This is a genomic window from Streptomyces aculeolatus (assembly GCF_020400605.1).
Classification (GTDB): Bacteria; Actinomycetota; Actinomycetes; order Streptomycetales; family Streptomycetaceae; genus Streptomyces; species Streptomyces aculeolatus.
The window spans coordinates 37,349-57,506 of the sequence record NZ_JAINRD010000024.1; the positions used below are offsets into that span (position 1 = coordinate 37,349).

At 73.4% G+C, this 20,158-nt stretch carries 17 protein-coding genes; 8 read left to right on the forward strand and 9 right to left on the reverse strand.

What is annotated here, in order from left to right; genetic code table 11:
* Positions 1-20 precede the first annotated feature (20 nt).
* Positions 21-842 carry a phosphatase gene (locus LG396_RS30960; protein WP_018834133.1) on the reverse strand — a complete coding sequence of 274 codons (822 nt, stop codon included), beginning with the start codon at positions 840-842 and terminating at the stop codon, positions 21-23.
* 91 nt (positions 843-933) lie between these two features.
* Between LG396_RS30960 and speB the strand changes: the two genes are divergently transcribed.
* A complete protein-coding gene (gene speB, locus LG396_RS30965; protein ID WP_225797281.1) occupies positions 934-1,935 on the forward strand; it encodes an agmatinase in 1,002 nt (333 codons plus the stop codon).
* Positions 1,936-2,022: 87 nt separating this feature from the next.
* On the opposite strand, the gene LG396_RS30970 is transcribed toward speB, so the two are convergent.
* Positions 2,023-2,925, reverse strand: coding sequence for a Sco1979 family transcriptional regulator (locus tag LG396_RS30970; protein WP_026276008.1), 903 nt, complete (start codon positions 2,923-2,925; stop codon positions 2,023-2,025).
* A gap of 83 nt (positions 2,926-3,008) precedes the next feature.
* Positions 3,009-3,269, reverse strand: a complete 261-nt coding sequence (locus tag LG396_RS30975; RefSeq protein WP_018834136.1) for a DUF397 domain-containing protein — start codon at positions 3,267-3,269, stop codon at positions 3,009-3,011.
* A 174-nt stretch (positions 3,270-3,443) separates the two neighbouring features.
* Here LG396_RS30975 and LG396_RS30980 point away from each other — a divergent pair, with 174 nt between their 5' ends.
* From LG396_RS30980 to LG396_RS30990, 3 genes are all read left to right on the forward strand, one after another.
* Positions 3,444-3,968: an ATP-binding protein gene (locus LG396_RS30980; RefSeq protein WP_037752824.1), complete on the forward strand. Its 525-nt coding sequence runs from the start codon at positions 3,444-3,446 to the stop codon at positions 3,966-3,968.
* 145 nt (positions 3,969-4,113) lie between these two features.
* Positions 4,114-7,974: an ABC transporter ATP-binding protein gene (locus LG396_RS30985; RefSeq protein ID WP_443729184.1), complete on the forward strand. Its 3,861-nt coding sequence runs from the start codon at positions 4,114-4,116 to the stop codon at positions 7,972-7,974.
* A gap of 183 nt (positions 7,975-8,157) precedes the next feature.
* Positions 8,158-9,576: a S28 family serine protease gene (locus tag LG396_RS30990; protein WP_225797282.1), complete on the forward strand. Its 1,419-nt coding sequence runs from the start codon at positions 8,158-8,160 to the stop codon at positions 9,574-9,576.
* A 108-nt stretch (positions 9,577-9,684) separates the two neighbouring features.
* Here the strand turns inward: LG396_RS30990 and LG396_RS30995 are convergent, their stop codons facing one another.
* The gene (locus LG396_RS30995; RefSeq protein WP_018834140.1) at positions 9,685-10,593 is read right to left on the reverse strand and encodes a LysR family transcriptional regulator; all 909 of its coding nucleotides are present in this window, start codon (positions 10,591-10,593) and stop codon (positions 9,685-9,687) included.
* Between the two features lie 88 nt (positions 10,594-10,681).
* Between LG396_RS30995 and LG396_RS31000 the strand changes: the two genes are divergently transcribed.
* The gene (locus tag LG396_RS31000; RefSeq protein ID WP_225797283.1) at positions 10,682-11,656 is read left to right on the forward strand and encodes an EamA family transporter; all 975 of its coding nucleotides are present in this window, start codon (positions 10,682-10,684) and stop codon (positions 11,654-11,656) included.
* Here LG396_RS31000 and LG396_RS31005 read toward each other — a convergent pair.
* The 5 genes from LG396_RS31005 to LG396_RS31025 form a co-directional block, all read right to left on the reverse strand.
* A complete protein-coding gene (locus LG396_RS31005) occupies positions 11,628-12,608 on the reverse strand; it encodes a hypothetical protein (protein WP_037752812.1) in 981 nt (326 codons plus the stop codon). The two genes, LG396_RS31000 and LG396_RS31005, sit on opposite strands and share 29 nt — an antisense overlap.
* Positions 12,593-13,225, reverse strand: coding sequence for a hypothetical protein (locus tag LG396_RS31010; protein ID WP_225797284.1), 633 nt, complete (start codon positions 13,223-13,225; stop codon positions 12,593-12,595). Before LG396_RS31010 ends, LG396_RS31005 begins: the two co-directional genes overlap by 16 nt.
* 253 nt (positions 13,226-13,478) lie before the next feature.
* Entirely contained in the window at positions 13,479-14,276 is a 798-nt protein-coding gene (locus tag LG396_RS31015) for a sugar phosphate isomerase/epimerase family protein (RefSeq protein WP_225797285.1), read from the reverse strand.
* Positions 14,277-14,578: 302 nt separating this feature from the next.
* Positions 14,579-15,499 (reverse strand): bifunctional helix-turn-helix transcriptional regulator/GNAT family N-acetyltransferase, encoded by a 921-nt coding sequence (locus tag LG396_RS31020; protein ID WP_018851269.1) that lies wholly within the window; start codon positions 15,497-15,499, stop codon positions 14,579-14,581.
* Between the two features lie 161 nt (positions 15,500-15,660).
* Positions 15,661-16,704, reverse strand: coding sequence for a LacI family DNA-binding transcriptional regulator (locus LG396_RS31025; RefSeq protein ID WP_225797286.1), 1,044 nt, complete (start codon positions 16,702-16,704; stop codon positions 15,661-15,663).
* 249 nt (positions 16,705-16,953) lie between these two features.
* On the opposite strand from LG396_RS31025, the gene LG396_RS31030 reads away from it, so the two are divergent.
* From LG396_RS31030 to LG396_RS31040, 3 genes are read left to right on the forward strand one after another with little or no spacing between them, the layout of a single operon-like run.
* Complete coding sequence (locus tag LG396_RS31030) at positions 16,954-18,123, forward strand: Gfo/Idh/MocA family protein (protein WP_026276805.1); 1,170 nt, start codon at positions 16,954-16,956, stop codon at positions 18,121-18,123.
* Positions 18,120-19,295, forward strand: coding sequence for a dihydrodipicolinate synthase family protein (locus LG396_RS31035; protein ID WP_225797287.1), 1,176 nt, complete (start codon positions 18,120-18,122; stop codon positions 19,293-19,295). Before LG396_RS31030 ends, LG396_RS31035 begins: the two co-directional genes overlap by 4 nt.
* Positions 19,292-20,143: a sugar phosphate isomerase/epimerase family protein gene (locus LG396_RS31040; RefSeq protein ID WP_018834149.1), complete on the forward strand. Its 852-nt coding sequence runs from the start codon at positions 19,292-19,294 to the stop codon at positions 20,141-20,143. Before LG396_RS31035 ends, LG396_RS31040 begins: the two co-directional genes overlap by 4 nt.
* Positions 20,144-20,158 lie beyond the last annotated feature (15 nt).

The following is a 20,158-nucleotide window of genomic DNA, read 5'->3' on the forward strand; positions in this document are numbered from 1 at the left end:
ACGGCACCGGGCCCCGTCCGCTACGGCAGCTCCAGCCCCGCCGCGGCCAGCAGGTACGCCGTCATCAGGGGGTACGCCCCCGGGTCCGCCACGTGGTCGTCCAGCGGCACCGCCACCGCGAGCGTGCCCTCGGCCTCGCCGAGGAACAGCGCCGGGTCGTTGCAGTCCGCGTACCCCACGGCGTGCACGCCGCGCTGCGCCGCGCCGCCCGCCCAGCCGTGGTCGGCGACCACCAGGTCCGGCAGCGGCTCGCCGGCCCGCTCCAGCGCGTCGAGGATCAGCCGCACCGGCTGCGGCGCGTGGGTGTGCCACAGCGTCGCGCCCCGCTCCAGCACGGCCACGTCGCAGAACTGCTGCACGTTGCCGTACGAGCCGTCGTCGCCCTCGCCCGTCCGCAGGCCCGGCGGCACCGTGACGATGTCGCAGCCCGCCGCGCGCAGCGCCGCCGCCGTCCTGCTGTGCACCTCCAGCAGCCCGCCGGGGTGGCCGGTCGCCACCAGCACCCGGTGCCGGCCCTCGGCGGCCTTGCGCAGCTCGGCCGCCATCCGGTCCAGGCCGTCCACGGTCAGCTCCGGGTCGATGGTGTCCTGGCCGTGGGTGTGCGCGGGGTCGGCGACGACCCCGACGCGCTCGGCCATGACGGCCAGCACGTCGCGCTCGTCGGTCCAGCGGTCGCCGAGGTCGAGGCCGAGCCAGAAGCGCAGGTTGCCCTGGCTCAGCTCGCGGTAGTGGCGCAGGTTTCCCTCGCGGGGCGTGGCGACGTCGCCCGCGATCCGGGTGCGTACGAGGTGGTCGACGAGGGCGGGGCGGCTGGGTGCGTCAGGCAGGGACATGAGGGCCATGGTGTCATTGTCACCCGGACACATGTGCGGGGGCGCAGGTGTCCATTCTGTACAGCGCCCCCCGCGCTGCGCTGCGCTTATCGTCGAGGGCATGAGCAGCACCGGCACCCCTCGCGGCCCCGTCGACTCCTCCCGCGTCCCGCGCTACGCGGGCCCCGCCACGTTCGCCCGCCTGCCCCGCCTGGACGAGGTGGGGCGCACGGACGTCGCCGTCGTCGGCGTCCCCTTCGACAGCGGCGTCTCCTACCGCCCCGGCGCCCGCTTCGGCGGCAACGCGATCCGCGAGGCGTCCCGGCTCCTGCGCCCCTACAACCCGGCGCAGGACGCCGCGCCCTTCGCGCTGGCCCAGGTCGCGGACGCGGGCGACATCGCGGTCAACCCGTTCGACATCGGCGAGGCGGTGGCCACCGTCGAGGGCGCGGCCGACGAACTGCTGGCGACCGGCGCCCGGCTGATGACCCTCGGCGGCGACCACACCATCGCGCTGCCGCTGCTGCGCGCGGTCGCCCGGCGGCACGGGCCGGTCGCCCTGCTGCACTTCGACGCGCACCTGGACACCTGGGACACCTACTTCGGTGCCGCGTACACCCACGGCACGCCGTTCCGGCGCGCGGTGGAGGAGGGCGTGGTGGACACCTCGGCGCTCTCGCACGTCGGCATCCGCGGTCCGCTCTACGGGCGCAAGGACCTGGACGACGACGAGAAGATGGGCTTCGGCATCGTCACCTCGGCGGACGTGATGCGCCGCGGCGTCGACGAGGTCGCCGACCAGCTGCGGCAGCGGATCGGGGACCGGCCGCTGTACGTGTCCGTCGACATCGACGTCCTGGACCCGGCGCACGCCCCGGGCACCGGCACCCCGGAGGCCGGCGGGCTCACCTCGCGCGAGCTGCTGGAGATCCTGCGCGGGCTGGCGGGCTGCCGGCTGGTCTCGGCGGACCTGGTGGAGGTGGCGCCGGCGTACGACCACGCGGAGATCACGTCGGTGGCGGCGTCGCACACGGCGTACGAGCTGACGACGCTGATGGCGCGGCAGCTCGCCGACGAGGCACAGCTTGCTGACGGGGCAGCCAGCGGGAGCGCGCCGGAGTAGCCGCGGAGCGGGGGGACGGGGGAGGGGCACGACGGATCAGGCGCCGCCACGCCTGATCCTCTGATGCTGTGTGCGCCGGGGAGTCCGTCAGAACTCGTCGGCCAGCCGCTCCAGTATCCGCATGCTGCCCGCGTGGGTCTCGGCCGTGGCGCAGAGCCGGTCCATGACCAGCTTGTAGTTCTCCACCTCGTCCGGCTTGTCCAGGTAGAGCGCGCTGGTGAGCTGCTCCAGGTAGACGACGTCGGGCAGGTCGGGCTCGGTGAAGCGCATGATGTGTATCGGCCCGCCGGCCGCCGCGAGGCCGCCGATGTCGAAGGGGGCGATCTGGATCGTGATGTTCTTCCGGCTGCCCATCTCCAGCAGGTGCCTGACCTGGCCCCGCATCACGTCCGGCCCGCCGAGCGGGCGGCGCAGCGCGGCCTCGTCCACGACGACCCACAGCTTCGGCGCGTCCGGCCGGTCCAGCACCTGCTGGCGCCGCAGCCGCACGTCGACCTTGCGCTGGATCTCCTGCTCGGGCGCGCCCGCGTTGGCCAGCAGCGTGACGGCGCGGGCGTAGTCCGCGGTCTGCAGCAGGCCGGGGACGAACTGGACCTGGTAGTTACGGATCAGCCCCGCGGCCTCCTCGAGGCCGAGCAGCGTCTCGAACCAGCCCGGCAGCACGTCGCCGTACTTCTGCCACCAGCCCGGGGAGCTGGCGCGGCGGGCGAGGGCCAGGAACTCGGAGCGCTCCTGCTCGTCCGTGACGCCGTAGAGGGTGAGGAGGTCGGAGACGTCGCGCTCCTTGTACCCCACCCGGCCGAGCTCCAGGCGGCTGATCTTGGCGTGCGACGCCCGGATCGCATCACCGGCTGCCTCACGGGAGACGCCGGCGGCCTCCCGGAGCCGACGCAGGTGAGTGCCCAGCAGAATGCGAAGAACCGTGGGCCCTCCATGCTGCTGAGAGAGTGCCCTGCGTACCGATGACGTCTGCTCCGGTGACGCTGACATCTGGCCTGCCCCTGTCCCGCGGTGTGTGAATCGACCGCTCAGTCTCTCACTGTGGAGGGTTCGGTGTACAGCTACTACGGAGTTCAACCAGGGCCTCTAGCCGCGCCGTTGACGATCAGATCGTCGAACTGGCCGTCCTTCGCGCCGAGCAGGAAGGCGGTGATCTCCGCCTGCGTGTAGATGAGTGCCGGTCCGCCCGGATCGCGTGAGTTGCGCATGGCGATGTCCCCGCCGGGGAGTCCGGCGACCTCCACGCACTCGCCGTTCGGATTGCTGAAGCGGCTCTTCCGCCAGGTGATTCCGGCGAGTTGATCCGCCGGTACACCGTTCGTGACCTGCTGCATCCTGTCTCCTTCTGTGATCGCGACACCAATGTACGTGCACCTGTTCTTGCGAATGAAATTGCATCCGTACTTGCAGCGGCAAGTGCACATCGATCACTATGGCATCGCAACCTGTTTCATCAACGTGCACGTGAGACTGGGGAGTTGGAGATGACCGCACCGGCTGATGGGTGGGTGACTGCCTCCGAGTTCGCAGCGTGCACGCTCGAAGACGACCCCAGGTCCATAGCCATAGCCCGCAACGTCGCCCGGGCGACGCTGCGCGGGTGGCTGCTGGACGACCTCGTCGACGACGTCGCCGCCGTCGCCTCCGAGCTCGTGGCCAACGCGCTGCGGCACGGCGTCTGCGAACCGTCCTGGAGCCAGGCCCCCCACCCCGTCGTCCTCAGCCTGCTGCGCCGCGGCCCGGAGGTCGTGTGCGCGGTCTTCGACCCCGGGACCGGTGTCCCGCGGGTGTGCGTCGCCGACCCGTTCGCGGAGTCCGGCCGCGGGATGCGGATCGTGGAGTGCCTCAGCGACAGCTGGGGCTGGAGCGAGCCGGGCCCGTACGGCAAGGCCGTCTGGGCCCGCTTCTCCGAGGGCGGCAGAGCCGCGGCACCGGCGGAGGAACACGGCGTCGAACAGCCCCTCACCCGGTTACTGGTACTGATCGAGGTGCTCACCGGCAGCAGCCCGCCCCAGTTGCAGGCGGTCGCCTGACCTGCGCCCGCGCGCCCGCGGCCGGCCGCGGGCAACATTCCGTACGCACCCGAGAAACAAAACCCGGCCCCCGTAGGTTGTCGATCCTGGACCAGGACCATCGACACTGAGGCGGAGGCGGCCGGTGGCGGAACCATCGGGGAAGATCCCTGCGGCACGGACCCCAGCGGACGAGACCCCACCGGAGCGGACGCCTACGGGGAACGGACCCGACGGCTGGGCACGGCGGCTCGTCCGGCACTGTCTGCGCTACCGCCGCAACGTCCTGCTCTCCCTGGGCGCCTCGCTCGGCGGGATGGGCATCATGGCCCTCGTTCCGCTCATCCCCAAGCTGATCATCGACGACGTGATCGTCTCCGGCGACCGGCCGCTCGCGCCCTGGGCCGCCCTCATGGTCCTCGCCGCCCTCGCCGTCTACGGCCTCACCTACGTCCGGCGCTACTACGGCGGCCGGCTCGCCCTCGACGTGCAGCACGACCTGCGCACCGAGATGTACGACGCGATCGTCCGGCTCGACGGCCGCCGCCAGGACGAGCTGTCCACCGGCCAGGTCGTCGGCCGCGGCACCACCGACCTCCAGCTCGTCCAGGGCCTGCTCTTCATGATCCCGATGATGATCGGGAACGTGCTGCTCTTCGCGGTCTCCCTGGTCGTCATGCTCGTGCTGTCGCCCACGCTCACCCTCGTCGCCCTCGGCGTCGCCCCCGCCCTCTGGTTCATCGCGAACCGCAGCCGCACCCGCCTGTTCCCCGCCACCTGGTACGCCCAGCAGCAGGCCGGCACCGTCGCCTCCGTCGTGGACGGCGCCGTCGGCGGCGTCCGCGTCGTCAAGGGCTTCGGCCAGGAGGGGCAGGAGACCGGCAAGCTCCGCGCCATCAGCCGCAAGCTCTACGCGGCCCGGCTGCGCACCGTCCGGATGAACGCCCGCTACACCCCCGCCCTCCAGGCCGTCCCCTCGCTCGGCCAGGTCGGCATGCTCGCGCTCGGCGGCTGGATGGCCACCCGGGGGCAGATCACCCTGGGCACCTTCGTCGCCTTCTCCACCTACCTCGCGCAGCTCGTCGGCCCGGTCCGGATGCTCGCGATGATGCTCACCGTCGGCCAGCAGGCCCGCGCGGGCGTGGAGCGGGTCTACGAGCTGATCGACACGGAGCCGGAGCTGTCCGACCGGCCCGGCGCCCACGAGCTGCCCGCCGACGCCCCCGCCGACGTCGAGTTCGACGGCGTCACCTTCGGCTACGACCCCGACCACCCGGTGCTGGACCGGCTGACGCTGCGCGTCGAGCCCGGCGAGACGATGGCCGTCGTCGGCGCCTCCGGCAGCGGCAAGTCGACGCTGTCGATGCTGATACCGCGCTACTACGACGTCGCGCCCGGCGGCGGCGCCGTCCGCATCGGCGGCCACGACGTACGCGACCTGACCCTGCCCTCGCTGCGCGCGGCCATCGGGCTCGTACCCGAGAACAGCTTCCTGTTCTCCGAGTCCGTCCGGGACAACATCGCCTACGGCAACCCCGACGCCACCGACGAGGAGATCCGCGCCGCCGCCCGCGCCGCGCAGGCCGACGGCTTCATCACCGCGCTGGGCAACGGCACCGGCCCCGACGGCGGTGCCGGCGGCACGGGCGCGGGACTGCCCGAGGGCTACGACACCGTCGTCGGCGAGCAGGGCATGACCCTCTCCGGCGGCCAGCGCCAGCGCATCGCGCTGGCCCGCGCCATCCTCACCGACCCCCGGCTGCTGCTCCTGGACGACGCCACCTCCGCGGTCGACGCCCGCGTCGAGCACGAGATCCACGAGGCGCTCAAGAGCGTCATGGCCGGCCGCACCACGCTGCTCATCGCCCACCGCCAGTCCACGCTGGCGCTCGCCGACCGCATCGCCGTCCTCGACGGCGGCCGGCTCGTCGACGTCGGCACGCACGAGGAGCTGCAGGCCCGCTGCGCCCTCTACCGCCGGCTGCTGACCGACCCGGACGAGCTGGCGGACCGCGAGCGCGACCCGGCAGGACAGGTCGCCGCGGACACCCACGCGAGCGTCGACGGGATCACCCCCGGCCTGTGGGTGCGTACGGAAGCGGGCGAGAAGAGCGCCGAGGGCGGCGGCAACACCACGGCCTCCGCCGGCGACCCCTCCGGCTTCGCCGGCATGCTCGCCGGCTCGCCCGGCAGCCCCGAGCTGCTGGCCAAGGTCGCCGCGCTGCCGCCCGCCACCGACACCCCCGACGTGGACGAGGACCGCGCCGAGGCGCCGGAGGCGACGTACGGCCTGCGCCGCCTGCTGCGCGGCTTCGGCGCACCGCTCGCCGTGGCGCTGCTCTTCGTCGCCGGCGACGCGATCGCCGGGCTGCTGCTGCCCGTCCTCATCCGGCACGGCATCGACGACGGGGTGCAGCGGCTCTCCCTCGGCGCCGTGTGGACCGCCGCGGGCCTCGCGCTGGCCGTGGTGCTCGGCCAGTGGGCCGCCCAGGTCGGCGCCACCCGGCTCACCGGCCGCACCGGCGAGCGCGTGCTCTACGCGCTGCGCGTCAAGATCTTCGCCCAGCTCCAGCGGCTCGGCCTCGACTACTACGAGCGCCACCTCACCGGCAAGATCATGACCCGGATGACCACGGACGTGGACGCCCTGTCCACCTTCCTGCAGACCGGCCTGGTCACCGCCGTCGTCTCGCTGCTCACCTTCTTCGGCATCCTGGTCGCGCTGCTGGTCATCGACCTCCAGCTGGCCCTGATCGTCTTCGCCACCCTGCCGCCGCTGATCGCCGGCACGTTCTTCTTCCGCCGGCAGAGCGTCAAGGCGTACGAGCTGGCGCGCGAGCGCGTCAGCGTCGTCAACGGCGACCTCCAGGAGTCCGTCGCCGGCCTGCGCATCGTGCAGGCGTTCCGCCGCGAGGACGGCGGCGCCGCCCGGTTCGCCGAGCGCAGCGACGGCTACCGCAGGGCCCGGGTGCGCGGGCAGTGGCTCATCTCGGTGTACTTCCCGTTCGTGCAGCTCCTCGCCTCCTTCGCGACCGTCGGCGTGCTGTGGGTCGGCTCGGACCGGGTGGCCGCCGGCACGCTCACCGCCGGCGCGCTCGTGGCGTACCTGCTCTACATCGACCTGTTCTTCGCGCCCGTGCAGCAGCTCTCCCAGGTCTTCGACGGCTACCAGCAGGCGGCCGTCGCGCTCGGCCGCATCCGGGAGCTCCTGCACGAGAAGCCCTCCACCCCGCCGGCCGCCGAGCCGCGGCCGGTCGGGAAGCTGAGCGGCGAGATCGCCTTCGACGACGTGCACTTCGCGTACGACGGGCAGGCCGCCGGCGCCGCCGAGGCCGCGCTGACCGGGCTGGACCTGACGATCCCCGCCGGGCAGACCGTGGCGTTCGTCGGCGAGACCGGCGCCGGGAAGTCGACGCTGGTCAAGCTCGCCGCCCGGTTCTACGACCCGACCCGCGGCGCCGTCCGCGTCGACGGCACGGACCTGCGCGAGCTGGACCTCACCGGCTACCGCCACCGCCTCGGCGTCGTCCCCCAGGAGTCGTTCCTCTTCTCCGGCACCGTGCGCGACGCCATCGCCTACGGCCGCCCCGACGCCTCCGACGCCCGGGTCGAGGCCGCCGCGCGGGCCGTCGGCGCGCACGACATGATCGCGTCGCTGTCCGGCGGCTACCTCCACGAGGTCGCCGAGCGGGGCCGCAACCTCTCCGCCGGCCAGCGCCAGCTCATCGCCCTGGCCCGGGCCGAGCTGGTCGACCCCGACATCCTGCTCCTCGACGAGGCCACCGCCGCGCTGGACCTGGCCACCGAGGCCGCGGTCAACAGCGCCACGGACCGGCTCGCGGGCCGCCGGACGACCCTCGTCGTCGCCCACCGCCTGACGACGGCCGCCCGCGCCGACCGCGTCGTGGTCCTCGACCACGGCCGCGTCGCGGAGGACGGGACGCACGAGGAGCTGCTCGCCCGCGGCGGCCGGTACGCGGAGCTGTGGCGTACCTACGCGGGCTCGGTGGCACCCGCGGCGGCGTAGCGCGCGACCCGGCGGGCTCCCGCGACCCCGCGACTCCGTGACCGGGGCGCGGAGCGCGGGGCCGCGGGGGTCGCGCGGGCACCGGCGTTCGGGCGGGTCGTGCCGCCGCACCGTCGACGGTCTGGTCGTACGCGGTCGTGAGGCGTTAGGTTCCCCAGGTCATCGTGAACTTGGGGAGGGAAGATGCGCAGGACGCTCGGATGGCTGCTGAGTCTGGCGGTGCTCACCGGCACGGTGGGGCTGGGCAGTTCACCGGTCGGTGCCGCCACCGCGGACGAGGCCGACATCAAGGACCGGCTCCTCTCGATCAAGGGCATGAGCCTGATCGAGGAGAAGCCGGTCGACGGCTACCGCTACTTCGTACTGAACTACACCCAGCCGGTCGACCACCGGAAGCCGAACGGCCGGACCTTCCAGCAGCGGCTCACCGTGCTGCACAAGGACACCGACCGGCCCACGGTCTTCTCCACCGGCGGCTACAACGTCTCCACCACGCCGTCGCGCAGCGAGCCCACGTTGATCGTGGACGGCAACCAGGTGTCCATGGAGTACCGCTTCTTCACCCCCTCCCGGCCCGATCCCGCGGACTGGAAGAAGCTCGACATCTGGCAGGCCGCCAGCGACCAGCACCGCATCTTCCGGGCGCTCGACGACATCTACGACGAGAACTGGCTGGCCACCGGCGGCAGCAAGGGCGGCATGACCGCCACGTACTACGAGCGCTTCTACCCGCGCGACATGGACGGCGTCGTCGCCTACGTGGCGCCGAACGACGTCGTGAACAAGGAGGACGCGGCGTACGACCGGTTCTTCGAGCGGGTCGGGACGAAGGAGTGCCGCGACGCGCTCAACGCCGTGCAGCGCGAGGCGCTGGTGCGGCGGGAGGCGCTGTCGGAGAAGTACGCGGCGTGGGCCGCCGAGTCGGGCGCGACCTTCACCACGATCGGCAGCCTGGACAAGGCGTACGAGGCGACCGTGCTCGACCTCGTCTGGGGCTTCTGGCAGTACAGCTCGGCCGCCGACTGCGCCGACGTGCCGGACGCCGCCACCGTCTCCGACCAGGAGCTGTACGACTACGTCGACGCCATCGCCGGCTGGTCCTTCTACTCCGACCAGGGGCTCGAGCCGTACACGCCGTACTACTACCAGGCGGGCACCGAGCTGGGTGCGCCCACCATCCAGCTGCCGCACCTGAAGGACCTGAGCCGCTACGGCTACCAGCCGCCGCGGAACTTCGTGCCGCGCGACATCGACATGCGCTTCAAGCCCTCGGTGATGAACGACGTCGACAGGTGGGTGCGCAAGAACGCCGACGGGATGCTCTTCGTCTACGGCCAGAACGACCCGTGGGGCGCCGAGCCGTTCCGCCTCGGCAAGGGCGCGCGCGACTCGTACGTCTACACCGCGCCCGGCGCGAACCACGGTGCGCGGGTCAGCCAGCTGCCGGAGGCCGAGCGCGCCAACGCCACCGAGCGGATCCTCGACTGGGCCGGTGTCGGGGCCGAGGCCGGCTCGACGAAGGCCAGGCCGCTGGCGGCGTACGACAGCGGGCTGGACAAGGTGACGAAGCAGGAGCTGCGGGAGCAGTCGCTCCGGCCGTGAGCCGGAACCGCTGAGCCGCACGGGGCCGCGCCCGCGGGTGTCACCCCCCGCGGGCGCGGCCGTGCGTGCCTCCGGGGGCGTGGGCGTACGGGACGGGCGGCGTGCGGTTCAGCCGCCGACCCGCTCCTTCCACTCACGCTGCAGGAGCCGCACCGCCTCCCGGATCGCCGGCCGCCGCGCGGCGCCCGTACGCCACAGCGCGTACACCTGCCGCACCGGCACCGGCTCCAGCCGCACCGCGACCACCCCCGCCGGCAGCGGGCCGCGGCCCAGCCGCGGCACCAGCGCGATGCCCAGGCCGGCCGCGACCAGCGCGAGCTGCGAGGCGTACTCGGCGACCTGGTAGGCGAGATCCGGCTCGTGGCCCGTGGTGCGCAGGGTGCGCACGAGCCAGTCGTGACACGTCGAGCCCGGCGGCTGGCAGATCCAGCGCTCGCCCACGAGATCCGCGCGGACGATCTCGTTCCGCCGGGCGAAGGGGTGGTCGGCCGGGACGCAGATGTCGCACAGGTCGTCGCCGATGGGCGCCAGCTCCATGCCCTCCGGGGTGGGCAGCGGCGCGATGTCCCAGTCGTGGGCGACGGCGAGGTCGGCCACGCCTCGGGTGACCAGGCCGGCGGAGAGGTGCGGGTCGGACTCCAGCATGCGGGTGTCGAGCGCGGGGTGCTCCGCGGCGAGCGCGGCCAGCGCCGCGGGCAGCAGGCCCCGGGCCGCGGTCGCGAAGCAGGCCACCGTCAGCCGTCCCGTGGGCCGGCCGCGGCGCTCCTCCAGCGTGGTCTCGGCCTCCTCGACGAGGGCGAGCAACTGCTCCGCCGTGGCGGCGAGGTGCTGGGCGGCGTCGGTCAGCGCCACCCCCCGGCCGCGGCGCTCCAGCAGCGGCGTGCGGGTCTCGCGCTCCAGCTTGGCGATCTGCTGGGAGACGGCGGACGGGGTGTAGCCGAGGGCCGCCGCGGCGGAGCCGACCGAGCCGTGGACGGCGACGGCGTGCAGCGCGCGGAGCCGGGACAGATCGAGCATGGCCACTCCCTGGTTTCAGCGTTCCTACATCCAATCATGAAGCAATACGTGCTGGTGCTTCATGGTTGGCCGGGCGGATCCTGGGGGCATGCGCCCGCTGCACATCGCACTCGCCGTCCTCGTCGCCTTCCTCTGGGGCGCGAACTTCGTCGTCATCGACGTGGGCCTCGACCACTTCCCGCCGCTGCTGTTCACCGCGCTGCGCTTCCTGGTGGCGGCGCTGCCCGCGGTGTTCTTCGTCGGCCGGCCGCAGGTGGCGTTCACATGGATCCTGGCGGTCGGGCTCGCGCTGGGGGTGGCGAAGTTCGGGCTGCTCTTCATCGGCATGGAGCGGGGGATGCCGGCGGGGCTGTCGTCGCTGGTGTTGCAGATCCAGGCGGTGTTCACCGCGGGCATCGCCGCGGTGGTGCTGGGGGAGCGGCCGGGTCGGGTCCGGCTGGCCGGAATGGGGGTGGCGCTGGGCGGGGTGGCGCTGGCGGCCGTGGACGAGGGGGGCTCGGGGCCCCTGGGGGCGTTCGCGATCGTGCTCGCGGCCGCCTTCAGCTGGGGTGTCGCGAACGTCGCCATGCGCAAGGCCGCGCCGCCGGACGCGCTGCGCTTCATGGTGTGGGTCTCCTGCGTACCCGTGCTGCCGCTGCTCGCGCTGTCGCTGCTCTTCGAGGGGGCGGAGCGGGACCTGGACGCGCTGCGGTCCCTGGACTGGGCGGGCGTCGGCGCGGTCGTCTTCATCGCCTGGGTCGCCACGATCCTCGGCTTCGGGGTGTGGGGGTACCTGCTGCGCACGTACGACGCCTCGACGGTGGCGCCGTTCTCGCTGCTGGTGCCGGTCGCCGGGATGTCCTCGGCGGCGGTGTTCCTGGGCGAGGAGATATCGGGGCTGCGCTGGGTGGCGGCACTGCTGCTGGTCGGCGGGGTGGCCGTGACGTCGCTGGGCGGCGGGCGGCGCGGCGGCAGGTCCGCCGGTGGGCGGAAAGCCGGCCGGCGGGGCGGCACCGTTCCGAGGTCCCCCGCCGTACCGGCAGCACTGGGCGGAGCTAGCGCACCACCGTCTGGATCTCCTTGACGGTCACCGGGATCTCGGTGGTCGACTGGCCGTCGGGGAAGTCCTCGTGCACGGGCGTCCCGTCCGGGCTCTCGGTCGGGTTCCAGGCGACGCTCCAGGTGAGCGAGGCCTCCAGCTCGTACGTGTCCTCACCGGAGGACTTCCGGTACGTGATGTTGCACCCGGCGTCCTCGGTGTCCACGGCGAAGCCGCCGCCCTTGCGCACCAGGTCGTACTCGCAGACGTTCGGTTCCGCGAACTCCGTGCCGGCCTCCAGCCGCAGCCGCTGCGGGGTCGCGACGGTGGTGGCGGCGATCCGGCCCGTGCCGGGCGGGTCGATGTACGCGGTGACCCAGACCCGCTGCAACTGGGCCGGGTCGAGCACCGCGTGCGTCTCCAGGTTCACGACCTGCCGGTCGGGGTTGGGCTTCAGGTCCACCGGCGGGGCGGGCAGCTTCGTCTCGTTGTACGCGAGCGCGGCCAGGGTCTCCGGGTCGATCACGTCGGTGTTCGGCTCCGCGGGCTCCTCGGGGCCGACGAACATAAAGGACTTCGTCGCCGGGCAGGCCTCGGCCGTCACGCCGTCGTTCTGGTAGACCAGCTCCCACCAGAGCCCTTCCTTGTCCTTGCGGAGGTCGAAGGTGCTGTCGTCGGTGACGAGTTCGGAGATGGCGGAAGTCGCGTTGTGCTCGGCGTTGTAGGTCTCGTGGACGTAGTCGTCCATCTGGTCCGGCGTGTAGCGCGGCTCGTACCAGCACACCGGGGGCGACCAGCTGCCGCCGATCGGCGTCATGGGCGAGGTCTCGCCGGAGCCCGGGCTGCTGGCGCTGAACTCCACCCGGGAGCCGATCTGGTCGGAGCCGCCCTGGCCCGTCCCGTCGCCCGCCGCCGCCGGCCCCGCCGCCGCGAGGGCCAGGGCCGCGCCGGCTATGGACACCGCCGCCGTACGCCGTGTGCTCAGGAGGTTCGGCACTGCGCTGCTCCCTGTTCGTCGGACTCGTGCACCATCTGCCAGCGGCCGTCCGCCGTCTTGCGCATGGTCGAGACGTGCCGGATGAAGTCGTCGGGGCCCGGCTCGGTCTTCAACACCTTGCCGGAGTCGGCGATCTTCGCGTACGAGTTCGTCTGGTCCTCGCAGTACTCGACGGTCGCGACGCCGCCCTTCTGCGAGGTGACTTCGCGGTCGTAGTAGCGCACGGTGCCGGTCACCGTCCTGCCGTCCGCGACGAACTCCTCGATGCCCGCGCGCCAGCCCTGGAGGGCGTTGCCGCCGAGGTACTTCTCCAGGAGGTCCAGGCGCGGGTCCTGCTTCGCGTAGCCGAGGCGTATCGACTGCACGGCATAGCCGTGGTCGCGCAGGATCACGTCCTCGGTGCCGTCGCCCGTCGGCTCGCTCTCCACCTCGACCTCGACGTCCTCGGGGAAGTCGAACTTCGGCGCGTCGGCGTCGCCGTCCGCGGCCGGGGACGGCGAGGCGGACGGGGAGTCCTCCGACTCCGCGGTCGAGTCCTTCGCGCCCGTGATCCGGTCCGGCCCGTCGTCCGACGACCCGCACCCCGTCAGCAGCGTCACCGCCACGGTCAGTGCCACGGCGCTTGCCGGTGCGCAGAGCTTCATGGCGGATCGAACCCCCGTTTCCCCGTGTGCATGTGCAAGTCGCGCTTCAGCGTAGGCAGGAGCGCAAGGATTAGGCCAGTCGGCCCCTTGGATTCACAACCGACCTGTGACAGAAGGCGTTCGGCGCCGCGGCCCCGAAACCGTTGCGGAGGTGCGGAGTTGGGCGGTCACCCGCTGTCGCGGGTCGGCCCGCTACGCCGGCCGCGGGCAGCGGGGCACCGCGGGTTCAGGCCACGTCGGCCAGCAGCCGCAGCAGGTGCTCGCGGCCCGCGGCCAGCATCGGCGCCAACTCCCTGGCGTCGGGGAACCAGCGCTTCTCGTACTCCCAGCACAGCCAGCCGTCCCAGCCGGCCTCCGTCAGCACCGCCATGCACTCCGCCAGCGGCACGGTCCCCTCGCCCAGCGCCAGCGGCGCCAGGTCCTCCCGCGACGCCGCGTCCTTGACCTGTACGTAGCCCAGGTAGGGGGAGAGCGCCGCGAACGACTCCTGCGGCTCCTCGCCGCCGAGCCAGGTGAGCATCACGTCCCACAGCGCGCCGGTGCTCTTGTGCTCGACGCGGTCCAGGACGCGGGCTACGTCCGCGCCGGTGCGGTGCGAGTCGTGCGTCTCCAGCAGCACCCGCACGCCGAGGTCCGCGGCGTACGGCGCCACGGCGGCGAGCCGCCGGGCGGCGGTGGGGTCCGCCTCGACGGGCGGCTGGTCGCCGCCGCGCGGGAACACCCGGACGTGGGCGGCCCCCAGGTCCCGGGCGAGCGCCAGCAACTCGCGCATCTCGGTGACCACCGGCTCGTCGTCCCCGGCCGCGGCGACGCCCGCGTAGCTCGCCAGGGTGAGGATCTCCACCCCGGCCGCGGCGAACTCCTCGACCACGTCGGCCCGCTCCCCGATCCCGAGCCCGGTGTGCACGGGCTCCTCGGGGTGGCACCTCAGCTCCACGCCCTGGTACCCGCCGTCACGGGCGAGCCGGGCGACCTCGGCGACGGGGAGCTGGGGCAGGCCGAGGGTGGAGAAGGCGAAGCGCATGCCGTGAGTCGATCAGACCCCACCGCACCTGGCAACCCCGCGACCGCCCCACCCCGAAGCCCCCCGCGGTGCCCGGGCAGCACCCCGGCCGCCACACCGAGCCGCGCCCGGCCGCGCGCCGAGCCGCACCCGTCAGCAACCGGGCTGCGCAGCCCCGCTTCGGAGCGTTCGCCCACCCGGCGGAAGCCCCCGCACCACACCCCGACGAAGCCGGAGCCCTACCCGCCCCGACCACCGACCCGGCGGCCCCCGCCGCGCCGGCGTCAGCCGCGGCACCCGCCGCGGCCATCCGGCCGAATCAGTCAGAGCGTCAGCCTCCAGTCCTGGCCCACCAGATCCGCCCCGTAGCTGTGGTGCGGCTTCTCGGCGATCAGCTCGAACCCCGCCCGCTCATAGAGGCGGCGGGCGGACTCCAGCACCGAGTTCGTCCACAGCACCAGCTCGCGGTATCCCGCCTCGCGGGCGAAGCGCACGCACTCGTCGACCAGCCGCGCCCCCAGCCGGTGCCCCCGCACCTCCGGGTCCACCAGCAGCAGCCGCAGCCGTGCCGTCTCCGGGGCGTCGTCCCGTACGCACATGACCGTGCCGACCGGCCTGCCGCCCAGGTCCGCTATCCACGTGCGCTCGCACGCCGGGTCCCGCTGCGCGGCGTGGTCCGCGACGATCCGGGCCACCAGCGCCTCGAAGTCCGTGTTCCACCCGTACTCCTGCGCGTACAGCTCGCCGTGGCGCTTGACGATCCAGCCCAGCTCGCCGGGCCCGGGCTCGCGCAGCTCGGCCTCCCCGACCGGATTCGGCACGGCCGAGTCCGACAGCAGCTCCCGCACCGTGCTCATCGCGGCGGCCAGCCGCGCGCGCCGCTCCAGCGGCACCTGCGCCAGCAGCGTCCCCACCTGCTCCCGCGAGCGCTCCTCCAGCAGATGGGCCGCCTCCCGGCCGCGCGGGGTCAGCGCCACCCGCTGCCGCCGCGCGTCGGCGGCCGACGGACCGCGCGTGATCAGGCCGTCCTTCTCGAACTTGCCGAGCAGCCTGCTGAGATACCCCGCGTCCAGCGTCAGCGCACCGCGCAGGTCGGCGGCGTCGGCCTGCGGGGCGGAACTCAGCTCGTAGAGCACGCGGGCCTCGGTGAGCGTGTACGGCGTGTGGAGCTGGCGGCTGTAGTCGAGGGCGCCGATCAGATTCGTATAGAAGCGGTTGAACGAACGGATGTCCTCGATGGTCACGGAACCCCACCTCCTGGCACGCGTTTTTCTTTGACTGAGTCAAAGATACCCGGATGCGTCGACCCCGTGCAGAGTTATCCACAGACCGTCCCGTCCGGTCGGACTATCTCCCCGGACCCCCGGACCCCCGGACCCCCGGACCCCCGGACCCCCGACCCCGGCTACGCCCGCGGCGCCGCCGTCGACGCCCGCGTCACCAGCTCCGCCGGCACCATGTAGCGCCCGTCCGCCGGCGACTCCTCCCGCCCCAGCGCCAGCCGCGCCGCCCGCGCCGCCGCCTCCTGCAGCGGCAGCCGCACCGTCGTCAGCGCCGGGGTCGCGTCCGCGCTGAACGGCAGGTCGTCGAAGCCCGCCACGGACACCTCGCCGGGGACGTCGACGCCCTTCTCGCGCAACGCCGCGCAGATGCCCAGGGCCACCGCGTCGTTGGAACCGACGACGGCCGTCAGCCCCGGCTCGCGGTCCAGCAGTTCGAGCGCCCCGTCGTAGCCGGACTTCCGGGTGTACGGGCCGTGCACCGTCAGCCGGCCCAGCTCGCCGGCGTCGCCGCCGAGGCCGTGGGCGGCGAGCGCGGCGCGGTGGCCTTCGAGGCGGTGCCGGGTGGTGGTGCGGTCGGCGGGGCCCGCGACGTAGCCGATGCGGCGGTGGCCGAGGGAGATCAGGTGCTCGGTGAGCCGGCGCCCGCCCTCGCGGTTGCCGAACTCGACGGCGAAGACGGACCCCTCCGGGGCGGCGCTCGCCGGCCGGCCGAGGAGGACGACCTGCGTGCCGTTCGCCGCGAGCCGCCCCACCTTCGCCGCGCTGGCCGCCGCGTACTCGGGCGTCTCGACGGCGCTGCCGGTGATCACGACGGCGGCGGCGCGCTGGCGCAGCAGGAGCGTGAGGTAGGTCAGCTCGCGCTCCGGGGAGCCGCCCGTATTGCAGACGACCGCCAGCTTCTCGCTGCCCAGCTCGGACTGGACGGCGCTGGCCATGATGCCGAAGAAGGGGTCGGCGACGTCGTTGACGAGGACGCCGACGAGGTCGGAGGTGGCGGCGGCGAGCGCGCTCGCCGGGCCGTTGATGACGTAGTCCAGCTCGTCCACCGCGGCGAGCACGCGGGCGCGGGTCGCCTCGGCCACCGGGTAGTTGCCGCTGAGCACCCGGGAGACGGTCGCGGCGGAGACGCGGGCGCGTGCCGCGACGTCCGCGAGGGTGACTGCCATCGCTCTGCCTCCCGTTCGGGTACGACGTTCCGGCCCCCGTGGCCGGAATCCCCCGGGGCCGCGCGGGCCCCGCCCGGCGTGGTTCGCCGGTCAGAACTGTGAGCGGAAGTCTTGCACGTCGCGCCGCCCGCGTCGCGAGGGTGGCAGGAGTGTGCAGGCCTTTGTCAGTACCCGGTCGGGCTCTTGCGCTGCAGGCCGGGCGGGGATAGCTTTCTCCCGGGGCAGAAAGCGCTTACTATGGGAGACCAGATGCCACGTAGGACGCTGCGTATCGCCATGAACGGCGTCACCGGGCGGATGGGGTATCGACAGCACCTCGTCCGTTCGATTCTTGCCATTCGCGAGGAAGGCGGGCTGGATCTCGGCGGCGGCGACGTGCTGTGGCCCGAGCCGGTTCTGGTGGGCCGCAGGGAACACGCGCTCAGGGACATCGCCCGCCGGCACGACCTGCCGGAGTACACCACCGACCTCGACGCCGTGCTCGCGGACGACTCCGTCGAGCTGTACTTCGACGCCCAGGTCACCTCCGCCCGCGAGGAGGCGGTGAAGAAGGCCGTCGCCGCGGGCAAGCACATCTACGTGGAGAAGCCGACCGCCACCTCCGCCTCCGCTGCCCTCGAACTCGCCCGGATGGCGCAGGGCGCCGGCATCAAGCACGGCGTGGTGCAGGACAAGCTCTTCCTGCCGGGGCTGCTGAAACTCAAGCGCCTCATCGACGGCGGCTTCTTCGGCCGCATCCTCTCGGTCCGCGGCGAGTTCGGCTACTGGGTCTTCGAGGGCGACTGGCAGCCCGCCCAGCGGCCCTCCTGGAACTACCGCGCGCAGGACGGCGGCGGGATGGTGCTCGACATGTTCCCGCACTGGGAGTACATCCTGCACGAGCTGTTCGGCCCGGTGCGCAGCGTGCAGGCGCACGTCACCACGCACGTGCCGCGCCGCTGGGACGAGCACGGCGAGGAGTACGAGGCGACCGCGGACGACGCGGCGTACGGCATCTTCGAGCTGGCCGCCCCCGGCGGCCCCGTCGTGGCGCAGATCAACTCCTCATGGACGGTTCGCGTCCACCGCGACGAGCTGGTCGAGTTCCAGGTCGACGGCACCGACGGCTCCGCCGTCGCGGGCCTGCGCGGCTGCCGCGTACAGCACCGGGCGGCGACGCCGAAGCCCGTGTGGAACCCGGATCTGCCGGTCTCGGAGTCCTTCCGCGACCAGTGGCAGGACGTGCCCGACAACGCGGGTCCCGCCGGGTTCCCCAACGGCTTCCGGGCCCAGTGGGAGCTGTTCCTGCGGCACCTGCTGCTCGACGAGCCGTACCACTGGGACCTGCTCGCCGGCGCGCGCGGGGTGCAGCTCGCCGAGCTGGGCCTCAAGGCCGCCGCGGAGGGGCGGCGCGTCGAGGTGCCGGAGCTGGCCCGATGACCACGATCCGGCTGCCCAGGCCGGGGGGCGTGCTGCAGGCGTACGAACCGCGCACGGAGCCCGCACCGGCGCTCGCGGCCGGCGGTCCGCGCCCCTCCTGCCGCACGGTCTTCGCCGCCGCGCACGTCGTCGCCGACCCGTACGCCGACGCCGGCCCCGGCGACCCGGACAGCCCCGCCGCGGTCGACTGGGACGCCACCCTCGCCTTCCGCCGGCACCTGTGGTCCCACGGCCTCGCCGTCGCCGAGGCCATGGACACCGCGCAGCGCGGCGCGGGCCTGGACTGGCCCCGCGCCGCCGAGCTGATCCGCCGCTCCGCCGCCGAGGCCAGGGCCCACGGCGGCCGTGTCGCCTGCGGCGCCGGCACCGACCAGCTCGCGCCCGGGGGCGCCACCCTCGCCGGCGTGCGTGCCGCGTACGAGGAGCAGCTCGCCCTCGTCGAGGACGCCGGGGCGCAGGCGGTGCTCATGGCCTCCCGTGCGCTGGCGGCGTGCGCCCGCGGGCCCGAGGACTACGTGGAGACGTACGGCGCGCTGCTGCGCCAGGCGCGCGAGCCGGTGATCCTGCACTGGCTGGGCGACATGTTCGACCCGGCGCTCGCCGGCTACTGGGGCAGCGCCGACCTCGACGCCGCCACCGGCACCTTCCTCGACGTCATCGCCCAGCACCCGGACAAGGTCGACGGCGTCAAGGTCTCCCTCCTCGACGCGTCCCGCGAGGTGGACCTGCGCCGCCGGCTGCCCCGCGGGGTGCGCTGCTACACCGGAGACGACTTCCACTACCCCGAGCTGATCGAGGGCGACGAGCACGGTTTCAGCCATGCCCTCCTCGGCGTCTTCGACCCGCTCGCGCCGCTGGCCGCCGAGGCGGTACGGACCCTCGACACCGGCGACGCGGCCGGCTACCGCAAGGTCCTGGACCCGACCGTGCCGCTGGCCCGCCACCTCTTCCAGGCCCCGACGCGCTTCTACAAGACGGGCGTCGTCTTCCTGGCCTGGCTCGGCGGGCACCAGAGCCACTTCACGATGGTCGGCGGGCAGCAGTCGGCCCGCTCCCTGCCGCACCTCGCGCGCGCGTACGAACTGGCCGACGCGCTCGGCCTGTTCCCCGACCCGCAGCTCGCGGCGCGGCGCATGACCTCCTTCCTCGCCCTCCACGGAGTCGCCCTGTGAGCACCGGACAGCCGGCCGGCGGGCCGGCCCGCCTCAGCCTCAACCAGGAGACCATCAGGCAGTGGTCGCTCCCCGAACTCGCGGACGGCTGCACCGCGGCCGGGGTGCGCGGCGTGGGCCTGTGGCGCGCGCCCGTCCAGGAGTTCGGGGTGGACGCCGCCGCCAAGCTCTTCCGCGACGCCGGGCTGACGGTGACGAGCCTGTGCCGCGGCGGCTTCTTCACCACCGGCGACCCGGGGGAGCGCGCCGCCGCGCTGGACGACAACCGCCGCGCCATCGACGAGGCCGCCACCCTGGGCACCGACACCCTCGTCCTGGTCTCCGGCGGTCTGCCGGCGGGCAGTCGCGATCTGCACGGCGCACGGGAGCGCATCGCGGACGCGCTGGGCGTCCTCGCGCCGTACGCGGCGGAACGCGCCGTGCGGCTGGCGATCGAGCCGCTGCACCCGATGTACGCCGCCGACAGGTGCGTGGTCTCCACGCTGGCCCAGTCGCTGGACCTGGCCGAGCGCTTCCCGGCGGACCGGGTGGGCGTGGTGGTGGACACGTACCACCTGTGGTGGGACGACACCGTCGCGGCCCAGATCAGGCGCGCGGGGGAGTCCGGCAGGATCGCGGCCTTCCAGCTGGCGGACTGGGTGACTCCGCTGCCGGAGGGGGTGCTGCTCGGGCGGGGCCAACTGGGCGACGGGAGCGTCGACCTGCGCTGGTTCCGGGAGCGGGTGGACGAAGCGGGGTACACGGGCTTCGTCGAGGTCGAGATCTTCAACCCGGGGCTGTGGGCGCGCGACGGGGCGGAGGTGCTGGCGGAGATCGCCGAACGCTACGAGCGGCTGGTCGTGCGCTGAGCGACGGGCCGGCGT